This is a genomic window from Cellulomonas sp. NPDC058312 (assembly GCF_042880135.1).
Lineage (GTDB): Bacteria > Actinomycetota > Actinomycetes > Actinomycetales > Cellulomonadaceae > Cellulomonas.
The window spans coordinates 420,859-446,244 of sequence record NZ_JBHVZE010000004.1; the positions used below are offsets into that span (position 1 = coordinate 420,859).

Consider the following 25,386-nt stretch of genomic DNA (forward strand, 5'->3'; position numbering starts at 1 on the left):
TGCCGCGTCGCGGCGACCACGACCCGGTCCCGCTCCGGCGGGATCGCGAGGTCCGACCGGTGGCGGGGCGGAGGCGGTGCATGACGGACGTGCTGTCGAGCGCCGGGGCCGACCTGCCCGCCGCTGACGCCCCCGACGACCTCGCCGCGCTGCGGGACGCCACGGACCGCCTGCTCGCCGACCACGGGGTGACCGACGGGTCGGACGGGTCCGGCGTCGCCGGAGTGCCCGGGTCCCCCGACGAGCCCACCGCCCCGTGGCGGCTCGACCCCCGCCCGGTGCTGCTGGACGAGGCCGAGTGGGCGCCGCTGGAGGCCGCCCTCGCGCAGCGCGCCGAGCTGCTCGACGCCGTCCTCGCGGACCTCTACGGCCCCCGCCTGCTGCTGCGCCAGGACGTGCTGCCGCCCGAGCTCGTGCTCGGCCACCCGGGGTTCCTCCGGGCCGTCGACGGCCTGCACCTGCCCGGCGGCCGCGACCTCGTGCTGACCGCGACCGACCTGCGGCGCGGGCCGGACGGCGCGTGGACGGCGGTCGCGGACCGCACACAGGCCCCCGCCGGTGCGGGTTGGGCGATGGAGGACCGGCGCGTCGTCGCGCAGGTGCGCGCCGACGTCTACCGGCAGACCCCCGTCCAGCGGATCGGTCCCTTCTTCCACGCGCTGCGCCAGGCCCTCACGCGCGCGGCGCCGCCCGGGTCGGACGAGCCCCGCGCGGTGCTGCTGACCTCCGGCCCGGCGTCGCGGACGGCGTTCGACCAGGCCTACCTGGCGTCGGTGCTGGGGCTGCCCCTGGTCGAGGGCAGCGACCTGGTGGTCCGCGACGGCCGGCTCTGGCTGCGCGGGCTCGGCGGCCCGGAGCCGGTGGACGTCGTGCTCCGGCGGGTCGACGCCGACTGGTGCGACCCCCTGGACCTGCGGTCCGACAGCCGGCTCGGGGTCCCGGGACTGGTGCGGGCGGTGCAGGCGGGCACCGTCGGCGTGGTCAACCCCCTGGGCGCCTCCGTGCTCGAGGACGCGGGGCTGCTCGCGCACCTCCCCGGGCTCGCGCGCACGGTCCTCGGCGCCGACCTGCTGCTCCCCCAGGCGCGCACCACGTGGTGCGGGCGGCCCGCGGGGCTCGCGACGGTGCTGGACCACCTCGACCGGCTGCTCCTCGTGCCGGTGGGTCGGGCCGCGGGCGGGGCCGGGCCGGTGCGCGGCTGGACGCTCGACGCGGCCGGGCTCGGGCGGCTGCGGGCGGGCGTGCAGGCGGACCCCGCGGGGTGGGTCGGCCAGGATCCCGCCAGGGACGTCGCGGGAGCGGGGCCGTCGGCCGTGCTGCGGACGTTCGCCGTCGCCACGCCCGAGGGCTACCGCGTGATGACCGGCGGCCTGGCACGCACCGACGTGGACGCCCCGACGTCCGAGGCGCGCGACGTGTGGGTGCTGGCCGGCGCGGAGGCCGGACCCGACGCGGAGACCCGACCCGACGCCGGGCGCCGACCCGACGCGGAGCCCGTCCGGCTCGCGGACCCCGGGGACGGGTCGGTCCCGGACCGCGCCGCGCGCGGGCCGGTCAGCGGGATCGCGCCGCGGTCGGCGGAGAGCCTGTTCTGGCTGGGCCGGTACACCGAGCGCGCCGACGGCACCGTCCGGCTGCTGCGCGCGGTCGCGGATCGCTGGGACGACTTCCACCGCGCACCGGCCGACCCCGGCGGGCGGGCGCTGGCCGTGCTGCTCGACGCCGTCGGGGCCCGCGGGCCGGGCGAGGCGGACTCACCCGACCACGACCGCGCCGCCCGCCCCGACCTGCACGACCTCCTCGTGGACCGCGGCCGCCCCGGCACGGTCGCGTGGGCGGTCCGGCGGATGGCCGAGGCGCAGGCCGTGGTCCGCGACCAGATGTCCGCCGACCTGTGGCTGCCGCTCGCGAGCATGGCCCGGACGCTCGCCGCGCACCGCCGGGTGGCCGCCGGGGGCACCGCCCGGCCGGTGGACCTGCGCGCCGGGCTGGACCGGATGCTGGAGGCGCTGCTGGCGGTCGCCGGCATCGAGGGCGAGGGGCTGGTCCGCGACGTCGGCTGGCGGCTGCTCGACGCCGGACGGCGGGTCGAGCGGGCGCAGGCGGTCGTCGCGGCGCTCGCGGCGACGGCGACCACCCCGCGGCCGGTCGAGGTGGAGGCGCTGGTGCTGGAGTCGGTGCTGCTGGCGCACGAGTCCGCCGTGACGTACCGGCGCCGGTACCGCGCCCGGCCGACGGTCCCCGGTGTGCTGGACCTGCTGCTGCTCGACGCCGACAACCCGCGCTCGCTCGCCTACCAGGTGGCCCGGCTGCGGGACGACCTCGCGCACGTCCCCGCGGCCCCGGGCGCCACGGACGAGCAGGACCGGCTGCTGGCCGACGTGGTCGACCTGCTCGCGGAGCTCGACCCGGTGGCCGTCGCCACGGAGCCGCCGCAGCGACCCGGCCCGGGCGACGTCCCGGTCGGCGCGGCCCCGGACGACCCGCGGCGGGCCCGGCTCGCGGAGGTGCTCGACTCCGTGGGGTGGCGGCTGCGCGCGGTCGCCGACGAGATCACCCGGGCCCACGTCGCGCACCTCGCGCCGGCCCGGGCGGTCGACGAGGAGTGGGGCGTCGGTGCCTCGCCGCGGGCCGGGGAGCCGGAGGGGGACGACCGGTGACGGCCCGCCGCTACGAGCTGGTGCACCGCACCACGTACCGCTACCCCGCGCCCGTGTCGACGTCGTACGGCCGGGCCGTGCTGCTGCCCCGGGACCTGCCGGACCAGCAGCGGCTCGCCGCCGACGTCACGGTCGACCCGGCGCCGTCGGACTCGGCCCGGCACCGCGACTGGTTCGGCAACACGTCCGTCTACTACGCGGTGACGACGCCGCACACGACGCTCACGGTGACCGCCACGTCGACGCTCGAGGTGAGCCGGCGGCCCGCCCGCGTCGCCGAGCTGCCGCCGGTGCCGTGGGAGGAGGTCGCCGCGCTGGTGGCGGCCGGCGCGGTCATGCCCGGCCTCGCGGACCCGACGACGCCGGTCGACCTGCGGGAGGCGGTGCTGCCGTCCCGGCACGTCGACCCGTCGGGCGCGGTGCGGGACTGGGCGGCCCCGTCGTTCGTCCCGGGACGTCCCGCGGGCGCGGTGCTGGCCGACCTCGCCCACCGGATCCGCACCGGCCTGACGTACCGGTCCGGCTCGACGACGATCGCCACCACCCAGGCCGAGCTGCTCGCGTCGGGCGCGGGGGTCTGCCAGGACTTCGCGCACCTGATGATCGCGGCGCTGCGGGCCTTCGGCCTGCCGGCCCGGTACACCAGCGGGTACGTCGAGACGCTGCCGCCACCCGGACGCCCGAAGATCCGCGGGGCCGACGCGTCGCACGCCTGGGTGTCGGCGTGGCTGCCGGGCGCGGGGTGGGTGGAGGTCGACCCGACGAACGACCAGTTCGTCGGCGACCGGTACGTCGTGCTCGGCTGGGGGCGCGACTACGGGGACGTGCCGCCGCTGCGGGGCGTGATCTTCACGGAGGGCGGCGGCGCACGCCCGGAGGTGTCCGTCGACCTGCACCCGGTCGCGACGCCGGGTTGACCGCCACCTGTGGACGACGAGCCGGGGGCGGGCCGGGTCGTGCACACCGTGTCCACAGGCAGGTCGCCCGCTCACCCGCTCGATCCACGGGGCCGCGCACAGGGTGGGGACAAGTCCTGTGGACAGGGTCGGACATATCGCCCGTTCGGGTGGTGGTCGCGGCCGGTCGGGCGAGCCGTGGCTGTGGACATGTGGGCGACCCTGTGGACAACTGCTCGTCCACACGTCGTCCACACCCGGCCCCGCCTGTCGGACCCGTCGTCCACAGACCTGTGGACAGGATCTGTGGACGACGGGGCGGCGGTCAGGCCCGGACGTCGTGCAGGTGGTGCACCACGTCGTGCAGGAAGTACCCGCCGAGCGTCGCCACGGTGAACGACGAGCCGTTCGACCGCAGCCCCGGCCGGTCCCACTGGTCCGGGCGCACCGTGGCGAACCGGGCGGCCAGCGCCGCGGCGGCGTCGGCGAGCTCGTCGGCGACGCGGCCCGGGTCCTGCAGGTCGTACCGCTCGGCCACCGCGGTCGCGTCCTGGTCCCAGTTCGGGAACTGCGGGGCGTCCTCCTCGAGCATCAGCCGCAGCCGCTCCTCGAACACCCGGTGCACGTCCCGGACGTGGGCCCCGTACTCGAGCGCGGACCAGGTGCCCGGCTCGGGGCGCTCCCGCACGTCGAGCCGGTTCAGCGCGGCGCGCCAGCGGGGCACCAGGTCGTGGATCGTCGCGGCGACGTCCGGCCCGGCGACGTCCGTGCCGGCGAACCCGCACTCGTCGCACCGCCGGGTCAGCACCCAGGTCCAGTCCTTGTCGTCCGGCGTGGCGGGCCGGTAGTCGTCCGTGGGCTCGTGCGGCGTGTCGGTCACGCCCGCACCGTAACCCGGCGCGGCACGGGCGGTCTGCCCCAGGGCGCGACGGCGCAGGAGGTAGGCAGACCCGCGTCCGTCGCGTACGTTCTGACACGACGTCAGATCGACGCCGCCCGCACCCGCCCGCACTCGCCAGGAGCCGCGATGACCACCCTGCACGACGCGCCCGCCGTGCCGCTGTCGACGCTGCTGCGCGAGGGGACCCGCGCCGAGCACCAGGCCGCGGAGGGGTCCCGGTTCGTCGAGGAGCTGCTCGGCGGGCACCTGACCGTGCGGGCCTACGCCGACCTCGCGCTCCAGCTGCACGCGGTCTACGCCGCGCTCGAGGAGGTGGGCGACGCCGTCGCCGCGACGCCGCAGGGCGCAGGCGTGGTGTTCGACGAGCTGCGCCGGGTACCGGCGCTCGAGGCCGACCTGGCGCACCTGCTCGGCCCGGGCTGGCGCGACGGGGCCGAGGTGCTGCCCGCCACCGCGGCCTACGTCGCGTGCGTCCGGGCGATCGGCACCGAGGCCGGCCCCTACGTCGCGCACTCCTACACCCGGTACCTCGGGGACCTGTCCGGCGGCCAGGTCATCGGCCGGATGGTCCAGCGGCACTACGGGGTCGCGGACGAGGGGGTCGGGTTCTACGCGTTCCCGGCCGTGCCCAAGCCGAAGCCGTTCAAGGACCTGTACCGGTCCCGGGTCGACGCGCTCGCGCTGTCCGACGACGAGCGCGAGGCCGTCGTGGCGGAGGCGCGGGCGGCGTTCCGGCACAACCGTGCGCTGTTCGCGGAGCTCGGCGAGCGGCACCGCGCCGCCTGATCGCGGGCGTCCCACCCGGGTGCTGACATCTCGTGCCAGAATGTCAGCATGCCCAAGATCATCGGCGGCTCGCTGCACGAGCACCGCGAGCAGACCCGGCTCCGCCTGTTCGGTGCGATGTCGCAGCTGATGGCCGAGCGGGGGTTCGACGCCATCACCCTGGCGGACATCGCCCAGGCGGCCGGTGTGGGCCGCACCGCGGTGTACAACCACTTCGCGGACAAGGAGTCGATGCTGGTCGGCTTCATCATGCACGAGACCGAGCAGTACGTCGCCGCGCTGGAGACCGAGATCGCGGGCGTCGACGACCCCACCGACCAGCTCGGCGCCTACGTCCGGGCCCAGTGCGCGCTCAAGCGCGACTACCACCTGGCCCCCGGGCCCGACCTGCGCTCCGTGCTGTCGCGCGGCACCCAGCAGCGGGTGCGCGAGCACGTGGTCCTCGTCGAGGCGATGCTGCGGCGCATCCTCGCGGCCGGGATCGAGTCCGGCGCGTTCCCGGAGCAGGACCTCGGCACGACCGTCTCCCTGGTCAACGCCTGCCTGAGCAGCCGCACGCTGCCCGAGGACCCGACCGAGCGGGAGCGGGCGGTCGAGTCGACGGTCCTGTTCGTGCTGCGCGCCGTCGGCGCCGGCGACCAGCTGGGCGACGGGGCCCGGATGCGCGAGGCGGAGCCTGCTGTCGCCTGACGCGGCGCGCCGCGGCCCGTTCACCCGCGCGGGTGACCCCCGGTGCCCCCGTGTGTGGAGGCGTCCCCGGCAGGCGATGATGTCCCGGTGACCGACGCGACGCCGCCGGGCCGGACGAGCGCCCCCCGCCGCGACGGGGACGACGCCCGGGTCCTCGCCCTGCTCGCGCACCGGCTCGGTGGGTGTGCCGCCCTCGACGAGGTGCACGACGCCGGGGTCGCCGCCGCCCGGGACCTCCTCGACGCCGGCGTGGCGGCGCTGGCCCGCATCGAGCAGGACGACTGGCACGTCGTCGCCGCCGACCCGAGCGACGAGCTGCCCGCCGTCCAGGACGCCCTCGCCGGCGGCGACGCCGTCCGCGCGCTGGTCCGCCGCCGCGAGACGTGGCTGTCCGCACCGGGAGACGACCCGACCCGGCCGCACCCCGTGCTCGTCGCCCCGGTCGTGGTGAACGGCGAGCTGTGGGGCCTGCTGTGCGCCGTCCGCGACGAGCGCGCCGCCGTCTTCGGGCCCGACGACGCCGCCCGGGGCGAGGTGCTCGGCGCCCTGGTCGGCGCGCACGTCGCCCGGCTCGACCTCGCGGAGCAGGTCCGGCACCTCGTCTCCGACGACGCCCTCACCGGGCTCAGCACCCGCCGGGTCGCCGACGCCGCCGCGCGCCGCGCCATCGACTCGGGCGACGAGACCTGCATCGTCATGTGCGACGTCAACGGCCTCAAGCGGGTCAACGACGAGCTCGGGCACGACGCCGGCGACGAGCTGCTGCGCAGCGTGGCCGGCGTGCTCCGCCGGGCCAGCGGCGGGCTGCCCGGGTCGACCGCCGCGCGCATCGGCGGCGACGAGTTCTGCATCGTGGTCAGCGGGATCCCCCGGTCCACGGTCGTGCAGGTCGTGGACGCGACGGTCGGCGACAGCACGCTCCCCCACGGCGCCTCGATCTCGTACGGCATCGCGTCCTCCGCGCGCGGGGCGCTCGGCGCACCCGTCACCCCGCGGTCGCTGTTCCGACGGGCCGACGCCGCGCAGTACCACGCGAAGCGCAGCCACGCGGCGGCGCGCGCCCGGCAGTACCGCGCCGACGACCCGGGGGCGGTGCTCGGCCGCACGGTGTCCGCGACCGTGACCGCGCTCGCCGGCTCCGGACCGGCCGTGCTGTCGCGGCTGTGCGCCCTCGGGGCCGCGGCGTCCGAGGCGATGGGCGGGTCCGGCTGGTCCGTCGCCCGGGACCTCGGTGACGGCGACGCGGTGGTCGTGGCGCGCGGCGGCACGTCCTCGCTGCACGTCAGCGGGATGCGGCAGGTCGAGCTGCGCCGCTCCCCCTGGACGGTCACGGTGGAGTCGACGCTGCCCGCCGACGACGCCACCGCGGCCACGACCCTGCAGACCCTCGTGGCTCTGGCGGCGCTCGGCGCGGTCTGACCGGCGGGGCCGTGCCGGCGGTGCGGCCCGGCCTGCTCAGCCGTGCAGCGGCAGCGTCAGCACCGCGGGTGCGCCGTCGGCGACCCGGACCGGCACCCCCCAGTCCTGGGAGTTCAGGTGGCACGCCGGGAACTCGATCGCGGGGTCCGCGTCGCAGCTGGCCGCGCGGGCCGTGACGTGCAGGACGCCCTCGGCGACCGCCGGGTTGATCCGCAGCGTCCGGGACAGCGGGACGTCGTCGCCCGCCCCGTCGAGCAGCAGCTCCGGCGGGGTGGCGGACACGCGCAGCATCGTCGAGTCGCCGTAGCGGTCGTCGTACTTCTGGCCCGCCGCGGGCGTGAACACCACGTCGAGCGCGAGCTCGCCGGGCGCGATGTCCGTGACCGGTCGCTGCGTGCGGTGCGCGCCGGAGTCCAGCACCTCGCCGGCGAGCGTCGCCGGCAGCGCGACCCGGGTCAGCCGGTGGGCGGCCGACTCGACGACGACCAGCGTCACGCCACCCGCGTCGGGGTCGACCTGGACGAGCAGGCCGCTCGGCTCGGCGAGGCCGGTCGCGAGCGTGCTGACCCGGCCCGGGCCCGAGTCCTCGGGCGCCCAGCGCCGCACGGCGCCGTTGTAGGTGTCGGCCACGACGACCGAGCCGTCCGGGAGCACGGCGACGCCCAGCGGGTGCTGCAGCAGCGCCTGGTCCGCCGACCCGTCACGGTGGCCGAAGTCGAACAGCCCCGCGCCGACGGCGGTGCCGACGGTGGCACCCGCCCAGGCGTCCGCGGGGCCCGTGGGCGTGGTGCGGGCGGCGGCGATCGCGGCGCCGGCCCCGACGAGCACGGGCGCAGCAGGGGCGGCAGGGGCGGCAGCGGCGGGCGTACCCGGGTCGATCCAGCGGAGCGCCGAGACCTCGGAGTCCGCGAGCCAGACCCGGCCGTCCGCGGCCAGCGCGGTGCCGGAGGTCTGCGCGAACCACGCCTCGCGCGGGTCGCCGTCGGTCAGGCCCTCGTTCATCGTGCCGGCGACCGGCTCGATCACGCCGGTGCGCGGGTCGAACGCCCACAGCTGGTGGTTGCCGGCCATCGCGACCAGGGCGGTGCCGGTCTGCGGGGACCACACCACGTCCCACGGGGAGGACAGCGGGACGGTGGTCGCCGGGCGGGTGCCCGCCGCGCGCCACAGGTCGGTGCGGCCGGGCAGCGGCGCGGGGACCGTCGGCTCGCCGACCAGGTACTGGGCACCGGTCCCCGCGACGGTCGTGACGTGCCCGTCCACGAGCCGGACGCCGCGCAGCGCGTGGTTCACCGTGTCCGCGACCAGCAGGTCGTAGCCGACGGCCTCGGCGACGTCGGGCGGCAGCAGCGCGAGCCCGTTCGGCTCGCTGAACCGGGCGTCGTCCGGGCCGCCGTCGACCAGCCCGCGCTCCCCCGACCCGATCCGGCGGACCAGGGTCTCGCCGTCCGCGGCCAGGTGCGCCAGCGAGTGGTGGCCCGCGTCGGCGACGAGCAGCGAGCCGTCCGGCAGCGCGACGGCCTTGGCGGGGAACCGGAGCGTCCCCGCGGTGGGCTCGGGCGGCACGTACGGGCCGGCGCCGCGGTGCAGCGTCCCCTTGGCGTCGTGCTCGGCCACCAGGTCGGCGACGAGGCGCGCGACGTTGCTCTGGTGCCCCTCACCGGCCATCTGCGCGACGATGTAGCCCTCGGGGTCGATGACGACCAGGGTCGGCCAGGCGCGCGCGGTGTACGCGGACCAGGTCACCAGCTCGGGGTCGTCCAGCACCGGGTGGTGCACCTCGTACCGCTCGACGGCCGCGGCGAGGGCGACCGGGTCGGCCTCGTGCACGAACTTCGGCGAGTGCACGCCGACGATCACGAGGACGTCGCGGTACTGCTCCTCGAGCTCACGCAGCTCGTCGAGGACGTGCAGGCAGTTGATGCAGCAGAAGGTCCAGAAGTCGAGCAGGACGATCTTGCCGCGGAGGTCCGCGAGCGCGACGTCCTGGCCGCCGGTGTTGAGCCAGCCGCGGCCGACGAGCTCGGACGCGCGGACCTTCGGGAGACGGGTGCTGGTGCTCACGGCAGTAGTGAACACGACCGCGCGCCGCGGCGTTCCCCCGCGCCCGACGGACGGACGTGTGCGTCGGGCGCGGGGGGCGCACCGGGGAGAACTGCGCGCGGGTGGGTCAGCGCGTCGCGGGCGGCGGGGTGCGGTCGTCGTACCGCTCGACGACCTCGCGGTGGGAGGTGTGGGCCCGCTGGTTGTTGATGACCAGCGCGAGGATCAGCGCGAGCGCGCCGGCCCCCATGCAGATGTAGCCGATGACCGTGAGGTCGATCGCGTCGATGCTGTCGCGCACGCCGAAGCTGAGGATCGCGCCGATGACGATCAGGGCGATGCCGCCGCCGATGCCCATGGTGGTTCCTTCCGTCGCCGGGCCCGGTGCCCGGATCTGCCCCTGAGTCTGGACACGGACGGCCGATCGCGCGCGTCGAACGGCGGTGTCACCCGTCCGGGCGACACCCCCGGGCACGCCCGTCGACGCGAACCCGGGGGTTGCGCAACCGTGGTGGTGCGCAACCCCCGGGGCGACGACGGATCGGGTCAGCCCAGGACCTCCGGGAGCGGCGGGAGGTCGTCGCCCGCCAGACCGAGCACGTGCTCCGCGAGGAACGCGTCCACCACCTGGTACCAGACCTTCGCGTGCTGCGGGCTGAGCACCCAGTGGTTCTCGTCCGCGAAGAACAGGAACCGGTGCGGGGTGCGCCCCTCCTCGTCGGCGGGCAACCCGGACCGCGACAGCAGCTCGTACCAGAGCCGCAGGCCCTCGCCGATCGGCACCCGGTAGTCCTTGTCGCCGTGCACGACGAGCATCGGGGTGCGGATCTGCTCGACCGACAGGTGCGGGGAGTTCGCGAGCGCCATCTCGGGCGTCATCTCGCGCTCCCAGTAGAACGCGTGGTCGGTGGTCGGGCCGAACTGGTCCAGCGCCCACAGACTCGCGTGCGTGACCACGCCGCGGAACCGGTCGGTGTGCCCGGCGACCCAGTTGGCCATGTACCCGCCGAACGAGCCGCCCATGGCCCCGGTGCGGGTCTCGTCGACGTCGTCGCGCGCGACCGCCGCGTCGGTCGCGGCCATCAGGTCCGTGTACGGCGCGGCGCCCCAGGCGCCCCAGCCGCGCTGCACGAAGTCCTGGCCGTAGCCGGTCGACAGCGCGGGGTCGGGCAGCAGCACGGCGTAGCCGCGGGCCGCCATGATCCACGGGTTCCACCGCCAGGACCACGCGTTCCAGGACCCGAGCGGCCCGCCGTGGATCCACAGCAGCAGCGGTGCGGGCGCGGCGGCGGACGCGCCCTCGGGCAGCACCAGCCAGGACCGCACCCCGGCGCCGTCCTCGGCCGTCGCCGTCACCTCGGTGAGCGTGCCGGGCAGGGCGGGCAGCGGCGCGGGGGCCGGCAGCGCGACCGACTCGACCGGGGTGCCGGACGCGAGCGCCGCCGCGAGGTCGACCCGCACCGGGTGGGCGGGCGCGGCGTAGGACGTCCGCAGCGCGTAGAGCGTCCGGCCGTCGGGGCTCAGGCGCAGGTCGCTCAGCACCGCGTCGTCCGCCGTCACCCGCGTCACCGCGTCGGTCGCGAGGTCGACGTGGAACACCGGGCCGCGGCCCAGGTCGTCGGCCTGCACCAGCAGCCCCGTGCCGTCCCGGGTCCAGACGACCTCGTGCGGCCAGCGGTCCCAGGCGGCGGCGACGCGACGTGGCTCGGCGCGCGCGACCTCGAGGTCGAGCACCCACAGCTCGACGCGGGGCGCCTCGGTCGGGCTGCTCACGGTCTCGCGCAGGTACGCGACACGACGGGAGTCCGGCGAGACCACCGGGCCCGACACGTCGGCGCCGGGGTCGTCGACGAGCGTGCGCTGCGCCCCGGTGACGACGTCCACGGCCACGAGGACCTGGCGCACCGCGCCGCGGGCACCAGGGAGGGTCCAGGTCGTCACCAGCGTGCGACCGTCCGGCGACAGCACCGCGTCCTGGTGCCCCAGGCCGACGCCGGGCCGGGGCGTGAGGTCGCGCAGCGCGAGCCGCGGGGCGGGGGCGCCGGCGTCGGGGGACGCGGCGACGGTCGTCAGGTCCCCGACGAACAGGTGCGTCTGCGCGGGCCCGAGGTCGTGGTCCCAGTACCGCACCGGGTACTGGGTGTGCAGGATCGCGGCGACCTTCGCGTCCTCGCGGGCGCTCACCAGCCGCTCGTCGTCGGCGTCGTCCACGGCGCTCGGCAGCACGTCGGACGGCAGGACCACCACGGGCGCGTCCTGCGCGACGACGACCCCGTCGACCCCGGCCTTCCGGCTCGCGACGACCCGTGCCTCGGCCCCGTCGGCGGGCAGCAGCCACAGCGCCGCCGGCGCGTCGTCCTCCGCGTCGCCGTCGACGTCGGGGCGGGCGGACGTGAACAGGAGGTCCCCGGTCGACGCGAACCGCGCCGCGGACTCGCCCTTCGCGGACCGGGTCAGGCGCCGCGCGGGCCGCACGCCCTCGGGGTCGACCTCCCACAGCGCGGTGACGTAGCGGGTCCGCTTCGCGTCGAGCGTCGACACCGCGGTGACGAGCCGCGTGCCGTCCGGGGACAGCGCGAGGCCGGACATCCGGGGCAGCGCGACGTACGCGTCGAGGTCGTGGAACGGCGTGGGCGGCGGGGTGGGCTCGGTCTGCGGGGCTGCGTCACTGGTCACACGTCCGGTCTATCACGCCCCGGGGTGCCGGTCCCCGTCGTCCCCAGGTCGGGTCGCGCCACCGTCGCGCGCGGCCAGCCGCGCGAGCATCGCGTTGTACTCGTCCATCTCCACGTCGCCGTCGCGCGCGACCTTGCGGTCCCGGCGCTTCGCGGTGCGGTCGTCGTCGCGCGACCAGGCGATGGCCACCGCGACCGCGAGCGCGAGCGTCGGGAGCTCGCCGATGCCCCAGGCGACCCCGCCGCCGCGCTGCTGGTCGGCGATCGCGCTCGGGCCCCACTCGCGGCCCAGCAGCCCGAACCAGTCCGGGACCAGCAGCACGTCGCCGGTCGTGAGGGCGACGCCGAAGAACGCGTGGAACGCCATGGTCGCGAACAGCAGCAGCAGCCGCTGCGGGTACGGCGGCCGGCTCGGCCCCGGGTCGATGCCGACGAGGGCGTTGACGAACAGGTACCCCGCGAGCGAGAAGTGCACGACCATCGCGTAGTGCCCGACCTCGGACGTCAGGGCCCAGCGGAACACGTCGGTGTAGTAGAAGACGACCATCGACCCGGCGAAGTTCGCCGCGGCCACCACGGGGTGCGCGACGAACCGCCCCCACCGGCTGTGCACGAGCACGAGCAGCCACTCGCGGGGACCGCGGGAGGTGTCCGGCCCGAGCCGACCGGCACCGGCGCGGGACCCGCGGGCGGGCAGCGCGCGCAGGGCCAGCGTCACCGGCGCGGACAGCGCGAGCAGCACCGGGACCACCATCGCCAGGATCATGTGCTCGACCATGTGGGCGCTGAACAGGACGTGCCCGTACATCGCCGGGCCGCCCGACGTCGTCCAGAAGAACAGCAGCATCCCGACCACCCAGGACGCGGTGCGCGGCCACGGCCACGCGTCCCCGCGCCGACGCAGCCGCAGCACCCAGCGCAGGTAGACCACGAGCCCCGCGACGGCCGCGCACGCCAGCAGCACGTCCCAGCGCCACTGCGTGACCCAGCTCAGCGTCGTGGGCTCCGGCGGGAGCGGGTGGCCGGTGACGATCTCCGCGGGCGTGGGGTCGGCGATCGGGTCGTCGGGCACCGGCGGCGGCGACGAGCCGAGCGCCACGGCGACGCCCGACACCGCGCCCATCACGGTCAGCTCGACCAGCACCAGGCGCCAGAACAGCCAGGTCGCGGGCGCGCGCTCCTCGCCGCGGAGCCGGCCGACGACCCGGCGGCGGTGCGCGAGCCCGAGCAGGCCGAGCACGCCGAACAGGCCGATCTTCACCAGCAGCAGCACGCCGTAGGACGTGGTGAGGTCGGACCAGCTGCCGAGCCGGATCACCGAGTTGACGGTGCCGGACACCGCGACGGCGACGAAGCACCACGCCGCGATCGTGGAGAAGCGGGCGACCGCGGGCGCGAGGTCGTGGCCCAACCGGTGCGCCAGCGGGGACAGCGCCACGAGCGTCCCGATCCAGACCGCCGCGCCGACCAGGTGCAGGAACATCGAGGACGTCGCGAGGTCGTGGCTCGCCGCGCCCGCCGCGTGGCCGGTCTGGGCGGCCTGCCACAGCGCGACGACGACCAGCACGGCCGTCCCGGCGGCCCCGGCGGGCGAGGTGGTCATCAGCGCGAGCGCCGTGACGACGGCCGCCGCGACCGCGACGACCAGCAGCACCCGACCGAGCTCGAACTGCGTGACGAACTGCCCCAGCTCGCCGCCGAACGCCGGGTCTGTGAGCGGCAGGCCCGCCACGTTCGCGTAGGTGAGGACGAGCTCGACGACCGCCGCCAGCGTCCACACCGCCGCCGCGACCGCCGTGACGCCCGACGCCGCCCGCACGATCCCGCCGTCCTGGCGGCGCACCAGCACCGTCACCAGCAGCAGCAGGCCGCCGAGGGTCGCCGACGCGGCGATCTCCGAGGTCGTCGACGCCACCGGCAGACCCCAGCGCACGAGCGCGCCCGGGTCGCGCAGCGCGGTCGGCGCGGCGGCACCGGTGAACGCCACGCCCGCGACCACGGCCGCGAGCGCCGCGACGGCGAGCGCGGTGAGGCGCAGCGCGTTCGCGCCGTCGCCGGCGGCGGTGCTGCCGCGGTCCGGGCGTGCGGGGCGTGCGCCGGTCGGCGGCGCGGTGACGGCGGGGGGCATCAGTCCTCCGACCGCGCGTCCTTCGACCGGCGACGCTCGCGGACGACGAACACCCCGACGGCACCGGCCGCGAGCACGGCCACGACGATCGCCACGACCATCCCGGCGGCGAGGCCCGCGTCCTCGTCCTCGGCGAGCTCCTCCGCCGGGGCGACCGTCTCGGTGACCGGCGCGGGCTCGATCGTCTGGGTCGTCATCTCGGGCTCGGGCGTCGCCTCGGCGGTGGGCTCGGCCGCGGCGGGCGCGGCGCCGCTCGACGCGGTGAACGCCAGCTCGCCCGACAGCGGGTGCCCGTCCGCGGAGGTCACGCGCCACTGCACGGTGTACGCGCCGGCGGGCAGGTCGCCCGCGAGCGCCTGGGTGACCGAGCTGTCGACGAGCTGCGCGTCGCCGGTGCTGACCGTCGCGCCGTCGGGGCCCAGCACGACGACCTCGGTGCCGAGCGCCTGCGCGGGCTGGTCGAAGGTCAGCGTGATCTGCGCCGGCGGGGCGTCGACGGTCGAGCCGTCGGCGGGGTCGGTCCCCTGCAGCGTGTTGTGCGCGTCGGCGCGGCCGGCGGGCAGCAGGACCGCGGCCATCGCGAGCAGCACCGCGAGGAGCACGGCGGCGGCGCGGCCGACGGACGGTGCGGGGGCGGCCACCGCGCGCGGGCGGCGACGGTCGGGGGCGGTGCGCACGGGCGCGTCGGACCGGGGCTCGGGGGACATCACCGGCCCATCATCCCCCGCCCGGGCGCCGCACTGCCCGCCGGGTGGCCCGGATCACCCGCACCCGGACCGGGCCTGTGGACGACGGGGGTGACGGTCGGAACCGCTCCTAGGCTCGACGGTGTGACCCGACCGATGCTCGCCGACCTCGACCCGGACCAGCGCCCGCGGGAGCGGATGCTGCGGCTCGGCGCGGACGCGCTGTCGGACGTCGAGCTGGTCGCGCTGCTGCTCGGGTCGGGCCGACGCGGGTCCAGCGCGCTCGACACCGCCCGGGAGCTGCTGGTGGCGCACGGCGGCCTGCGCGGCCTCGCGGGCTCCGGCGCGAGCGGGCTGCTGGACGCGCCCGGCATCGGCCCCGCCAAGGCCACCCGCCTGGTCGCGGCCCTCGCGCTCGCCCGGCGGTTCGGCACCTCCACCGACCGGCGCGCGACGATCCGGACCCCGGCCGACCTCGTGCGGATCGCGACGCCCCTGCTGCACGGGCCCGTCGACGGGCGCCTCGTCGCGGTCGTCGGGGACCGGGCGTCGCGGCTGGTCGGGGCGGCGGTGGTCGCCGGGGTCGACGCGCACGCGGTGCCGGTCGCCGTGCGCGAGGTGCTGGCCGAGACGCTGCGCCGGGGCGGGGAGACGCTCGGGCTGGTGCACCGGCACGAGGCGGGTGCGCCCGGCGTCACGGCCGTGGACCGGGCCGTGGGCGCCGCCGTCGCCGAGGCGGGTGCGCACTGCGGCGTGCGGCTGCTCGACCACCTCGTGCTGACGGGCGACGGGTGGGCGAGCGCCGCGGCGGGTCCGGGGTGAGCGCGCGGCGGGGGCAGGATGGGCGCCGTGCCCGAGCCGACCCCTGCCGTCACCCCGCCCGCCCCCGTCATCCGGATCGCCGCCGCGGTGATCGTCGACCGGGACGGGCGCTGGCTGCTGGTCCGCAAGCGCGGCACCAGCGCGTTCATGCAGGCCGGCGGCAAGATCGAGCCCGGCGAGCACCCGCGCGACGCGGTGGTGCGTGAGGTCGGCGAGGAGATCGCCGTCGCCGTCGCCCCGCACCAGGTCCGTGACCTCGGCCGACGCGACGCCCCCGCCGCCAACGAGCCCGGCCACCGGCTCGAGGCGCACGTCTTCGCGGTCGACGGCGTCACCGACGCGGTCCCGACGGCCGAGATCGCCGAGGCCGTCTGGGTCACGCCCGCCGAGGCCGCCGCGCTGCCGCTGGCCCCGCTGACCGTCGCGCTCCTCGCGGACGCCGCGGGCCGCTGAGCCGGCGCCGCCCGCGCGCCCTACTGTCGGGAGCATGCCCCGATCCATCGCCACGAACCGCACCGTCGACCTGCCCGAGCTGCTCGACTTCGTCCGCCCGCGGCACCACCTGCTGCTGGTCACCGCCCGCCGCGACGGGCGGCCCCAGGTGTCGCCCGTCAGCGGCGGGGTCGACGACCACGGCCGGATCGTCGTCTCGACCTACCCCGGCCGCGCGAAGACGGTGAACGCCGCGCGGGACCCGCGGGTGTCCGTCGTCGTGCTCTCGGACGAGTGGGACGGCGCGTGGGTCCAGGTCGACGGCGACGCCGAGGTGCTGCACATGCCCGAGGCAGAGGACGCGCTGGTCGACTACTACCGGTGCATCGCCGGCGAGCACCCCGACTGGGACGAGTACCGCGCCGCGATGCGGGTGCAGGGCAAGAGCCTGATCCGGGTCACGCCGACCCGCTGGAGCCCCGTCGCGACGGGCGGCTTCCCGGCGGACGTCGCGGCGCGCCTGGACGGCTGACCGCCCGGCCCCGGGTCAGCCCCAGACGAGCGCCTGGGCCGGGTTCTCCAGGACGGCGGCGACGTCGGCGAGCAGCTGGGAGCCGAGGGCGCCGTCGACCAGGCGGTGGTCGACGCTGAGCGCGAGCTGGGTGACGTGCCGGACCTTGATCTTGCCCTTGTGCACCCACGGCTGCTCGCGGATCGCGCCGAACGCCAGGATCGCGGCCTCGCCGGGGTTGAGGATCGGGGTGCCGGTGTCGATGCCGAACACGCCGACGTTGGTGATCGTGATGGTGCCGTCGGACATGTCGCGGGGCGTGGTCTTGCCGGCGCGGGCCGTGGAGGTCAGCGCGGCCAGGCCCTCGGCGAGGTCGTGCAGCCCGAGGGTGTGCGCGTCCTTGATGTTCGGGACGACGAGCCCGCGGGGGGTGGCCGCCGCGATGCCGAGGTTCACGTAGTGCTTGTAGACGATCTCCTGCGCGGCCTCGTCCCAGGACGCGTTGATGTCCGGGTGCCGGCGGACCGCGAGCAGCAGGGCCTTCGCGGCGATCAGCAGCGGGGTGACGCGCACGTCGGCGAACTCGCGGTCCTCGCGCAGCCGGGCGACGAGCTTCATGGTCTTGGTGACGTCGACCGTGCAGAACACCGTGACGTGCGGGGCGGTGAACGCGGAGGTGACCATCGCCTCGGCGGTGCGCTTGCGCACGGACTTCACCGGGACGCGGGTCTGGCGGCCGTCGGGCGAGACGGTGCCGGACGCGAGCCACGGCTGGTCGTCGCCGGGGTAGGTGGCGAGGGTGCGCGCCTCGGCGGAGGCCTGGTGCGCGAGCACGTCCTCGCGGGTGACGATCCCGCCCGGGCCGGTCGCCTGGATGGAGTCGAGGTCCACGCCGAGGTCCCGGGCGAGCTTGCGGACCGGCGGCTTGGCGAGCGCGCGCTGCCCGGTCCCGGCCGTGGTGGCGGGCGAGGGCGCAGAAGCCGGCGGGGTAGCGGCGGCCGGGGCCGGCGGGGCCGGGGTGGATCCACCCACGGCGGGGTCGCCCTCGGCGGACGTGAACCGCGCACGGCGCCGGGTCGGGGCCGCGGCGGTGCCGTAGCCGACCAGCACCGCACCACCGGGCTCGTCGGCGGGCTCGTCGGCGGTCTCATGGCGCGGGTCGGCCGCGACGGGCGCCGCCACGGGGTCCGCGTCCGACGTCGGCCCGGACACCGCGACCTCGGGCCCGGTGCCCGCGGGGGCGGGCGCCTCCCCCGTCGGGTCGGTGTCGATCTCGATGATCGGGGTGCCGACCTCGACGGTCTCGCCTTCGGCGACCATCAGCCGCGTGACGACGCCGGCGAACGGGCTGGGCAGGTCGACCAGCGACTTCGCGGTCTCGATCTCCACGATGGTCTGGTTGATCGCGACCGTGTCCCCGACGGCGACGTGCCACGCGGCGATCTCGGCCTCGGTGAGGCCCTCGCCGGCGTCGGGGAGGCGGAACTGCTGGTAGGACGGCACGGGTGCTGCTCCTCGTCGGTGGTGCGGGAGGTCGGTCAGTGCGCGAGCACGCGGTCGACGGCGTCGAGGACGCGGTCGAGACCGGGCAGGTACTCGTGCTCGAGCTTGGCGACGGGGTACGGGGTGTGGAACCCGCCGACCCGCAGGACCGGCGCCTCCAGGTGGTAGAAGCACTCCTCGGTGACCCGCGCGGCCACCTCGGCGCCGGTGCCGTACAGCACGGGGGCCTCGTGGACGACGACGCACCGGCCGGTGCGGCGCACGGACGCGGCGACGGTCGTGAGGTCGAGCGGGGAGATCGCGCGCAGGTCGACGACCTCGACGCTGCGGCCCTCGGCGGCGGCCGCGTCGGCGACCTTCAGCGCGGTGGCGACGGTCGGGCCGTGGGCGACGAGCGTGACGTCGGTGCCCGCCCGCAGCACGCGGGCGCCGTCGAGCGTGGAGGCCGCGGCGAGCGGGTCGGCGTCGGTGTCGACGTCGCCCTTCTCCCAGTACCGGCCCTTGGGCTCGAAGAACATCACGGGGTCCGGCGACGCGACGGCCTGCTGGATCATCGTGTACGCGTCCTGCGGGTCGGACGGGCTGACCACGCGCAGGCCGGCGGTGTGCGCGAACAGCACCTCGGGCGACTCGCTGTGGTGCTCGACCGCGCCGATGCCGCCGCCGTACGGCACGCGGATGACGACGGGCAGGTTCAGCCGGCCGCTCGAGCGGTAGTGCATCTTCGACAGCTGCGTGGTGATCTGGTCGAACGCCGGGAAGATGAACCCGTCGAACTGGATCTCGCAGACCGGTCGGTAGCCGCGCAGCGCGAGGCCGATGGCGGTGCCGATGATGCCGGACTCGGCGAGCGGGGTGTCGACGACGCGGTCCTCGCCGAAGTCCTTCGCGAGGCCGTCGGTCACGCGGAACACGCCGCCGAGCGCGCCGATGTCCTCGCCCATCAGCATGACCTTGGGGTCGCGCTCGAGGGCCTTGCGCAGCCCGGTGTTGATCGCCTTGGCGAACGTCAGGCGCTGGGTCACTTCTCACCTCCGGCGAACGAGGCCTCGTAGCGCTCGAACCAGGCACGCTCGGCGTCCACCACGGAGTGCGGGGTCGCGTACACGTGCTCGAACATCGTGCTGGTCTCCGGCCGGCCGAGCGCGCGGACGGTGGTGCGGATCCGCTCCCCCAGCGCGTCGGCCTCCGCGGCGACCTCGGCCCGGAACGCGTCCGGGAGCTCGCCGGTCGCGGCGAGGTGCGCCTCGAGCCGGTCGATCGGGTCGCGGCGGCGCCAGTAGTCCTCCTCCGCGGAGGAGCGGTACCGGGACGGGTCGTCGGAGGTCGTGTGCGCGCCCATCCGGTAGGTGAACGCCTCGACGAGGGTGGGGCCGCCGCCGGACCGGGCGCGCTCGAGCGCCTCGGCGGTGACGGCGTAGCAGGCGAGGACGTCGTTGCCGTCGACGCGGACGCTCGGGACGCCGAAGCCGGGTCCCCGGTCCGCGATCGGCACGCGCGCCTGGCGGGTCGTCGGCTCCGAGATGGCCCACTGGTTGTTCTGGCAGAACAGGACGAGGGGGGCGTTGTTCACCGCGGCGAACACGAGCGCCTCGTTGACGTCGCCCTGCGCGGTCGCGCCGTCGCCGAAGTAGGTGACGACGGCGGTGTCGCGGTCCGGGTCGCCGGTGCCGACCGCACCGTCGCGCTGGACGCCCATCGCGTAGCCGGTGGCGTGCAGCGTGTGCGAGCCGATCACCAGCGTGTAGAGGTGGAAGTTGAACTCCTGGGGGTCCCAGCCGCCGTGGTCGACGCCGCGGAACAGGCGGAGGACGCGGGTGAGGTCGAGGCCGCGGGTGTGGGCCACGCCGTGCTCGCGGTAGGACGGGAAGACGTAGTCCTGCGGAGCCAGCGCGCGGCCGGAGCCGACCTGCGCGGCCTCCTGGCCGAGGCACTGCGCCCAGAGACCGAGCTCCCCCTGGCGCTGCAGGGCCGTCGCCTCGGTGTCGAACCGGCGCACGATCACCATGTCGCGCCAGAGGCCGCGGAGGGCGTCGGCGTCGAGGTGGGCGACGCGGGGGCTGTACTCGGGGTGGTCCACGCGCTCGCCGGTGGGCGTCAGCAGCTGGACCAGGCCGTCGTCGGTGAGCGGACCGCTGGGGCTCACGCGGTTCTCCTTCGCCTGGGGGTGCCCCCGGGCGCCGGGAGCCTGTCTAACCTACGCCAGCGTAGGCTACGCAACCGTAGGTCCAGCCCCCCGCCCGCCGTCAAGACGGGCGCTCCCCCGTTGTCCGTTCCCGACAACCCCCGCTCCCAGCGCTCCCGCGGCGGTCGAGGTCGAGGGTTCATGACCGGACGGGGCCCGGAAACCCTCGACCTCGCGCGAAACCCTCGACCTCGGCTGCCGAGGCGCCGGGGGGAGGGAGGGGTCAGGGGGTGGTGGCGCGGGCGAGCAGTGCCGCGAGCTGGGCGCGCTCGGCGGGGGCCAGCGCCTGGACGCCCGGGAGGGTGGCCGCGCGGTCGAGCAGGGCGGCGCGGGCGGCCTGGCCCTCCTCGGTGAGCTCGAGCGTGCGGACGCGGCGGTCGTCGGCGGCGGGGACGCGGCGCGCGAGGCCGGTCTCCTCGAGGCGGCCGGCGATCAGCGTGACGTTCGACGGGTCGCACCCGAGCTGCCCGGCGAGCTGCCGCAGGGGCTGCGGCTCCCGGTCGCCGTCGGCCAGCCAGAGCAGGTTCGCGCACGCGCCGGTGAGCCCGAGCTCGTCGAGCAGGGGCCGCATGTGCTCGGTCGTGGCGGCGTGCAGCTGCGCCACGAGGTAGGCGATGTCGGCTGAGTCGGGGTCGGACATGAGGCGATCGTATCCCTTGACAGAGTCATTGAGTTGCTCAACTATCAATACCTGAACCACTCAAGCATCATCAGGAGCGGAGCATGCCCATGACCCTGACCGCCACGCCCCCGACCAGCACGACGACCCGGTTCCCGCTGACCTGGACCGAGGCCGACGCCCCCGACCTCAGCGGGCGCACCGTCGTCGTCACGGGAGCCACCAGCGGTCCGGGCCTGCTGCTCACCGGCCACCTCGCCGCGCTCGGCGCGCACGTGGTCGTCGCCGCCCGGGACGAGGCGAAGGCCACGGCGGCCCGCGCGGAGCTCCTCGCCCGCGCCACCGGCACCGGCACCGGCACCGACCTCGCCGGGCGGCTCGAGGTCCGCCGGCTCGACCTCGCCGACCAGGACTCGGTCCGCCGGTTCGCCGACGACTGGCTCGACACGGGCCGCCCGCTCGACGTCCTGGTGAACCACACCGGCGTCGCCCACCAGCCCGACCGGCTGAGCCCGCAGGGCCACGAGAGCCGGCTCGCGACGCACGTCCTCGGCCCGTTCGCCCTGACCGGCCGGCTGCTGCCGGCGCTACGCGCGTCCGAGGCGACCGGCCCCGGGCCCCGGGTCGTCACCGTCGGGTCGACCCTGTACCGGCGGGTCCCGGGCGACGACCTCGACGCCCTCCGCGGCACCGGCCCCCACGCCGGCGGCATCGCCTACCTGCGGGCCAAGGCCGCGGTCACCGCGTGGGCCCGGGAGCTCGACCGTCGCCTGGTGGGGGACGCGGGGACGGGCACGATCGGCGGCACGACGGACTCGGGCAGGGCCGTCGTCCGCAGCCTGGTCGCGCACCCCGGCACGGCCTCGACCCCGCCGCAGGCGTCGTCCCGGGTGCTGGCGCTGGTGACGCGGCTGCTCGCCGCCCGGCACGGCCGACCGGCGGACCAGGGCGTGCTGCCGCTGCTCTACGCGGCGACCGACGCGGGGGCACCGGCGGACCGGCTCCTCGGACCCGGCCGTACGCACGACGACCGGGTGCACGCGACGCGGTTCGTCCGCGCGGCCGCCGACCCGGCGTTCGCGCGCCGGCTGTGGGCGTTCGCCGAGGACCTGACCGGGGTGCGGTACCTGTAGGCGCCCCCGGGGCGCCTCAGCGCTGGGGCAGGCGGACGACCTCGACGAAGAACTCGTCGATCTGGCGGACGACCTCGATGAACCGCTCGAAGTCCACCGGCTTGGTGACGTAGGCGTTCGCGTGCAGCGAGTACGAGCGGACGACGTCCTCCTCGGCCTCCGACGTGGTGAGCACGACGACCGGGATGCTGCGCAGCTTCTCGTCGCTCTTCATCGCCTCGAGGACCTCGCGCCCGTCCATCCGGGGCAGGTTGAGGTCGAGGAGCACCAGGTCCGGGGTGGGGGCGTCGGCGTGCTCCCCCTCCTTGCGCAGGAACGCGAGCGCGCTCACGCCGTCGGCGACGACCTGGAGCCGGTTGGCGACCTTGTTGTCCTCGAACGCCTCGCGGGTCATCAGGACGTCACCCGGGTCGTCCTCCACGAGCAGGACGTCGATGACCTTGCCGGTACGTGCCACGTTCACTCCGCTCCCTCGGGCCGGTCGGCCCCCGCGGCGTCGACGGCGACGGCCGGCAGCGTCCAGCGGATGCTGGTGCCGGGTCCGTCGGTCTCGCCGAGCCAGATGCGACCGCCGTGGTACTCGACGATCTTCTTGCACAGGGCCAGGCCGATGCCCGTCCCCTCGTACACGTCCTTCGGGTGCAGCCGCTGGAAGATCACGAAGACCCGGTCCGCGTACTGCGCGTCGATGCCGATCCCGTTGTCCCGGCACTCGAGCTCCCAGAAGTCTCCCACCCGGGTGGCGGTGATCCGGACCACCGGGGGACGCTCGGGGTCGCGGAACTTGATCGCGTTGCCGACGAGGTTCTGCAGCAGCTGGACGAGCAGGGGCCGCTCGCCACGGACCACGGGGAGCCCGTCGGCCTCGACGACCGCGCCCGCGTCGTCGGCCAGCTGCTCCAGGTTGTCGAGGGCGTCCGCGACCGCGTCGCCCAGCGGGACGTCCGCGAGCTCCCCGCCGAGGCGCCCGACGCGGGAGAACCCGAGCAGGTCCTGGATCAGCTGCTGCATGCGCTTCGCGCCGTCGACCGCGAAGGCGATGTACTGGTCGGCGCGCTCGTCCATCTGGCCGCCGTAGCGCTTCTGCAGCAGCTGGGTGAACGACGCGACCTTGCGCAGCGGCTCCTGGAGGTCGTGGGAGGCGACGTAGGCGAACTGCTCGAGGTCGCGGTTGGAGCGGCGAAGCTCCTCGGCCTGGTCGGCGAGCCGGTCGTGCGCCTCGGCGATGGCGGCGCGGGACGCCTCGACCTCCTGCACCTGGGCCACCAGCGCCAGGCGCATCCGCTCGACGGTCGCCGCCAGGTCCGCGATCTCGCCGGGACCCGTCGACGTCACGGGGTGGTGCAGGTCGCCGGTGCTGACCGCGTGCGCGTCGGCGCCCAGCGCCTCGAGCGGCTCGGTGATCCAGCGCCGGAGCGTGCGCCACAGCACGACGCCCGCGACCCCGCCGGCCAGCACCAGCGCGACCAGCGAGCCGATCACCACCCGGGTCCACGTCGCCAGGTCGGTGGCCGCGGCGAGCCGGCGCTCGCGCAGCAGGTCGATGTAGGCCTCGACGGCGGTGCGGGTCTCGTCGAACAGCACCCGGCCCTGCTCGATCTGCTCGCCGGGGACGGCGGCGGGACCACCCGCGGCGACCTCCTCGATCACGGGCTGCGCGAACCGGGCGTCCCAGCGCTCCGCGGCCTCGACGGCCTGGGCCGCCGCCTCGCGCACGGGCTCGCTCGCACCGGTCGCCGGGTCGGCCATCCGCTCGAACGCCGTGACCGCGTCCTGCGCCCGCTCGTACGGCTCGAGCGTGCCGTCGAACCCGGTCAGCGCGTACCCGCGGACGGCCGTCTCGGCGTCGACGAGCCGGGTGTAGGAGGTCTCCGCGTCCGTGATCGCGGTGAAGTACCGCTCGGTGACCAGGTCCTGGGTGTCGAGCATCCGCCAGAGCGCGACCCCGGAGCCGACCAGCACCAGGCCGAGGACGATGCCCGCGGCGGTCAGCGCGAGGCCCAGGCGGTGCCGCAGGGTGGCACGCGCCCGCAGGGGTGCGCTCACGCGGACTCCCCCGCCCAGCCGACGACGACCACGGCGGTGTCGTCCACGAGGTCGCCCCCGTGCCGGCGGCGCACCTCCCGCAGGACGTCGTCGACCAGGTCGGCGGAGCCCGCGCGCAGCGCGTCGTCGACCACGGCGAGCAGACCCGCGTCACCGACCCGGTCCCGGGTCCCCGCGACCGTCGCCTCGAGGACGCCGTCGGTGTACATCATCAGGCGCCAGCGCTCCCCGAGCTCGAGCCGCAGGGGCTCCCAGGTGCCAGCGACCGGGATGCCGAGCGCCCGGCCGCGCGCGTCGGTCGGCAGCAGCCGCGAGGCGCGACCCGCCGACGGGTCCCCGAGCAGGAACGGGACCGGGTGACCCGCCAGGTACAGGTGCACCGCCGTCCGGTCCGCGGCGACCTCGATCATCGACATCGTCGTGAAGACCTCCTCGCGCGCCCGCTCCGCGACGAGCACGCGCTCGAGCAGGGGCAGCAGGTCGGGCGTCGGGACGTCCGCGAGCACGAGCGTGCGCCAGGCGGTCCGCAGCACCGCGCCGAGCGCGGCCTCGTCGGGGCCGTGGCCGCAGACGTCGCCGACGACGGCGAGGACCGTGCCGTCCGGGCGCTGGACCACGTCGTAGAAGTCGCCGCCGAGCACGCCGTCCCGTCCCGCCCGGTAGCCGACCAGCACCTCGAGGTGGTCGTCGGCGACGGACGGCCGCGGGAGCAGGGCGCTCTCCAGGCGGACCGTCTCCTGGGCACGGACCTCGCTGCGGTACAGCTCCTGGTCGGCCTCCTGGAGCAGGCGGCGCTGCACGGCGTACCGCACGGACCGGCCGAGCAGCTCGCCGTCGACCTCGCCCTTGACCAGGTAGTCCTGCGCGCCCGCGGACACGGCCCGCAGTCCGGTGTCGGTGTCGGTGCGCCCGGTCAGGACGACGACGGCCGGGGCGCCGGCGGCCAGCAGCCGCTCCAGGGCGCCGAGCCCCACCGAGTCCGGCAGGCCGAGGTCGAGCAGGACGCAGTCGACGTCGAGCCGGGCCGTGGCCTCGTCGAGCGTGCGTGCGCGCCGCAACCGCACGTCGAGACCGGCGTCGGCCAGGTGCTCCTCGACCAGGAGCGCGTCGCCGTCGTCGTCCTCGACGAGCAGGACGGTCAGCGTCTCGGGGTCGAGGCGGCCGGACGGGTCACCCGCGCGACCGTGCCCGGACAGGGCGGACCCGTCCGGCTTCGTGCTCTCGGTCACCCGGTCCCCCACTGTCGGCTGC

22 protein-coding genes are annotated in these 25,386 nt (G+C 76.3%); 9 read left to right on the plus strand and 13 right to left on the minus strand.

The genetic code is table 11. The features are described 5' to 3' along the window. Positions 1-80 precede the first annotated feature (80 nt). The gene (locus ACFVXN_RS14490) at positions 81-2,660 is read left to right on the plus strand and encodes a circularly permuted type 2 ATP-grasp protein (RefSeq protein ID WP_389233719.1); all 2,580 of its coding nucleotides are present in this window, start codon (positions 81-83) and stop codon (positions 2,658-2,660) included. After that, positions 2,657-3,577 (plus strand): transglutaminase N-terminal domain-containing protein, encoded by a 921-nt coding sequence (locus ACFVXN_RS14495; RefSeq protein WP_389233722.1) that lies wholly within the window; start codon positions 2,657-2,659, stop codon positions 3,575-3,577. Before ACFVXN_RS14490 ends, ACFVXN_RS14495 begins: the two co-directional genes overlap by 4 nt. 304 nt (positions 3,578-3,881) lie before the next feature. Here the strand turns inward: ACFVXN_RS14495 and ACFVXN_RS14500 are convergent, their stop codons facing one another. After that, a complete protein-coding gene (locus ACFVXN_RS14500) occupies positions 3,882-4,436 on the minus strand; it encodes a DinB family protein (RefSeq protein WP_389233725.1) in 555 nt (184 codons plus the stop codon). A 147-nt stretch (positions 4,437-4,583) separates the two neighbouring features. Between ACFVXN_RS14500 and ACFVXN_RS14505 the strand changes: the two genes are divergently transcribed. The 3 genes from ACFVXN_RS14505 (at position 4,584) to ACFVXN_RS14515 (ending at position 7,352) form a co-directional block, all read left to right on the plus strand. Further along, positions 4,584-5,243, plus strand: coding sequence for a heme oxygenase (biliverdin-producing) (locus ACFVXN_RS14505; protein ID WP_389233728.1), 660 nt, complete (start codon positions 4,584-4,586; stop codon positions 5,241-5,243). A gap of 48 nt (positions 5,244-5,291) precedes the next feature. Continuing rightward, the gene (locus tag ACFVXN_RS14510; protein WP_389233731.1) at positions 5,292-5,933 is read left to right on the plus strand and encodes a TetR/AcrR family transcriptional regulator; all 642 of its coding nucleotides are present in this window, start codon (positions 5,292-5,294) and stop codon (positions 5,931-5,933) included. A gap of 87 nt (positions 5,934-6,020) precedes the next feature. Continuing rightward, positions 6,021-7,352: a diguanylate cyclase domain-containing protein gene (locus ACFVXN_RS14515; RefSeq protein WP_389233734.1), complete on the plus strand. Its 1,332-nt coding sequence runs from the start codon at positions 6,021-6,023 to the stop codon at positions 7,350-7,352. Positions 7,353-7,388: 36 nt separating this feature from the next. Here ACFVXN_RS14515 and ACFVXN_RS14520 read toward each other — a convergent pair whose 3' ends face one another. From ACFVXN_RS14520 to ACFVXN_RS14540, 5 genes are all read right to left on the minus strand, one after another. Beyond that, a complete protein-coding gene (locus tag ACFVXN_RS14520) occupies positions 7,389-9,416 on the minus strand; it encodes an NHL domain-containing thioredoxin family protein (protein ID WP_389233737.1) in 2,028 nt (675 codons plus the stop codon). Positions 9,417-9,522: 106 nt separating this feature from the next. Further along, positions 9,523-9,753 (minus strand): DUF6458 family protein, encoded by a 231-nt coding sequence (locus tag ACFVXN_RS14525; RefSeq protein WP_389233740.1) that lies wholly within the window; start codon positions 9,751-9,753, stop codon positions 9,523-9,525. Positions 9,754-9,941: 188 nt separating this feature from the next. Beyond that, the gene (locus ACFVXN_RS14530) at positions 9,942-11,984 is read right to left on the minus strand and encodes a S9 family peptidase (protein WP_389234064.1); all 2,043 of its coding nucleotides are present in this window, start codon (positions 11,982-11,984) and stop codon (positions 9,942-9,944) included. A 99-nt stretch (positions 11,985-12,083) separates the two neighbouring features. After that, positions 12,084-14,198 carry a cytochrome c oxidase assembly protein gene (locus tag ACFVXN_RS14535; RefSeq protein WP_389233743.1) on the minus strand — a complete coding sequence of 705 codons (2,115 nt, stop codon included), beginning with the start codon at positions 14,196-14,198 and terminating at the stop codon, positions 12,084-12,086. Then, entirely contained in the window at positions 14,198-14,905 is a 708-nt protein-coding gene (locus tag ACFVXN_RS14540) for a copper resistance protein CopC (protein WP_389233746.1), read from the minus strand. Before ACFVXN_RS14540 ends, ACFVXN_RS14535 begins: the two co-directional genes overlap by 1 nt. A gap of 123 nt (positions 14,906-15,028) precedes the next feature. Here ACFVXN_RS14540 and ACFVXN_RS14545 point away from each other — a divergent pair, with 123 nt between their 5' ends. The 3 genes from ACFVXN_RS14545 to ACFVXN_RS14555 are packed head-to-tail and all read left to right on the plus strand — an operon-like array spanning position 15,029 to position 16,670. After that, positions 15,029-15,706, plus strand: coding sequence for a UPF0758 domain-containing protein (locus ACFVXN_RS14545; RefSeq protein ID WP_389233749.1), 678 nt, complete (start codon positions 15,029-15,031; stop codon positions 15,704-15,706). 18 nt (positions 15,707-15,724) lie between these two features. Continuing rightward, positions 15,725-16,159: an NUDIX domain-containing protein gene (locus tag ACFVXN_RS14550; protein WP_389233752.1), complete on the plus strand. Its 435-nt coding sequence runs from the start codon at positions 15,725-15,727 to the stop codon at positions 16,157-16,159. 34 nt (positions 16,160-16,193) lie between these two features. Continuing rightward, a complete protein-coding gene (locus tag ACFVXN_RS14555; protein ID WP_389233755.1) occupies positions 16,194-16,670 on the plus strand; it encodes a PPOX class F420-dependent oxidoreductase in 477 nt (158 codons plus the stop codon). 15 nt (positions 16,671-16,685) lie between these two features. Here the strand turns inward: ACFVXN_RS14555 and ACFVXN_RS14560 are convergent, their stop codons facing one another. The 4 genes from ACFVXN_RS14560 to ACFVXN_RS14575 all read right to left on the minus strand — a co-directional run bounded on the left by ACFVXN_RS14560 (position 16,686) and on the right by ACFVXN_RS14575 (position 20,977). Then, positions 16,686-18,152, minus strand: coding sequence for a dihydrolipoamide acetyltransferase family protein (locus ACFVXN_RS14560; protein WP_389233758.1), 1,467 nt, complete (start codon positions 18,150-18,152; stop codon positions 16,686-16,688). Between the two features lie 35 nt (positions 18,153-18,187). Beyond that, entirely contained in the window at positions 18,188-19,177 is a 990-nt protein-coding gene (locus ACFVXN_RS14565; RefSeq protein WP_389233761.1) for an alpha-ketoacid dehydrogenase subunit beta, read from the minus strand. Next, positions 19,174-20,298, minus strand: coding sequence for a pyruvate dehydrogenase (acetyl-transferring) E1 component subunit alpha (gene pdhA, locus ACFVXN_RS14570; protein ID WP_389233764.1), 1,125 nt, complete (start codon positions 20,296-20,298; stop codon positions 19,174-19,176). The genes ACFVXN_RS14565 and pdhA overlap by 4 nt, the downstream gene beginning before the upstream one ends. Before the next feature lie 262 nt (positions 20,299-20,560). Continuing rightward, a complete protein-coding gene (locus ACFVXN_RS14575) occupies positions 20,561-20,977 on the minus strand; it encodes a MarR family winged helix-turn-helix transcriptional regulator (protein ID WP_389233767.1) in 417 nt (138 codons plus the stop codon). An 83-nt stretch (positions 20,978-21,060) separates the two neighbouring features. On the opposite strand from ACFVXN_RS14575, the gene ACFVXN_RS14580 reads away from it, so the two are divergent. Then, the gene (locus ACFVXN_RS14580) at positions 21,061-22,089 is read left to right on the plus strand and encodes an SDR family NAD(P)-dependent oxidoreductase (protein WP_389233770.1); all 1,029 of its coding nucleotides are present in this window, start codon (positions 21,061-21,063) and stop codon (positions 22,087-22,089) included. A 16-nt stretch (positions 22,090-22,105) separates the two neighbouring features. On the opposite strand, the gene ACFVXN_RS14585 is transcribed toward ACFVXN_RS14580, so the two are convergent. From ACFVXN_RS14585 to ACFVXN_RS14595, 3 genes are read right to left on the minus strand one after another with little or no spacing between them, the layout of a single operon-like run. Continuing rightward, complete coding sequence (locus ACFVXN_RS14585; RefSeq protein ID WP_389233773.1) at positions 22,106-22,546, minus strand: response regulator; 441 nt, start codon at positions 22,544-22,546, stop codon at positions 22,106-22,108. 2 nt (positions 22,547-22,548) lie between these two features. Beyond that, the gene (locus tag ACFVXN_RS14590) at positions 22,549-24,135 is read right to left on the minus strand and encodes an ATP-binding protein (protein ID WP_389233776.1); all 1,587 of its coding nucleotides are present in this window, start codon (positions 24,133-24,135) and stop codon (positions 22,549-22,551) included. Then, positions 24,132-25,364: a PP2C family protein-serine/threonine phosphatase gene (locus ACFVXN_RS14595; RefSeq protein ID WP_389233779.1), complete on the minus strand. Its 1,233-nt coding sequence runs from the start codon at positions 25,362-25,364 to the stop codon at positions 24,132-24,134. The genes ACFVXN_RS14590 and ACFVXN_RS14595 overlap by 4 nt, the downstream gene beginning before the upstream one ends. Positions 25,365-25,386: the final 22 nt, after the last annotated feature.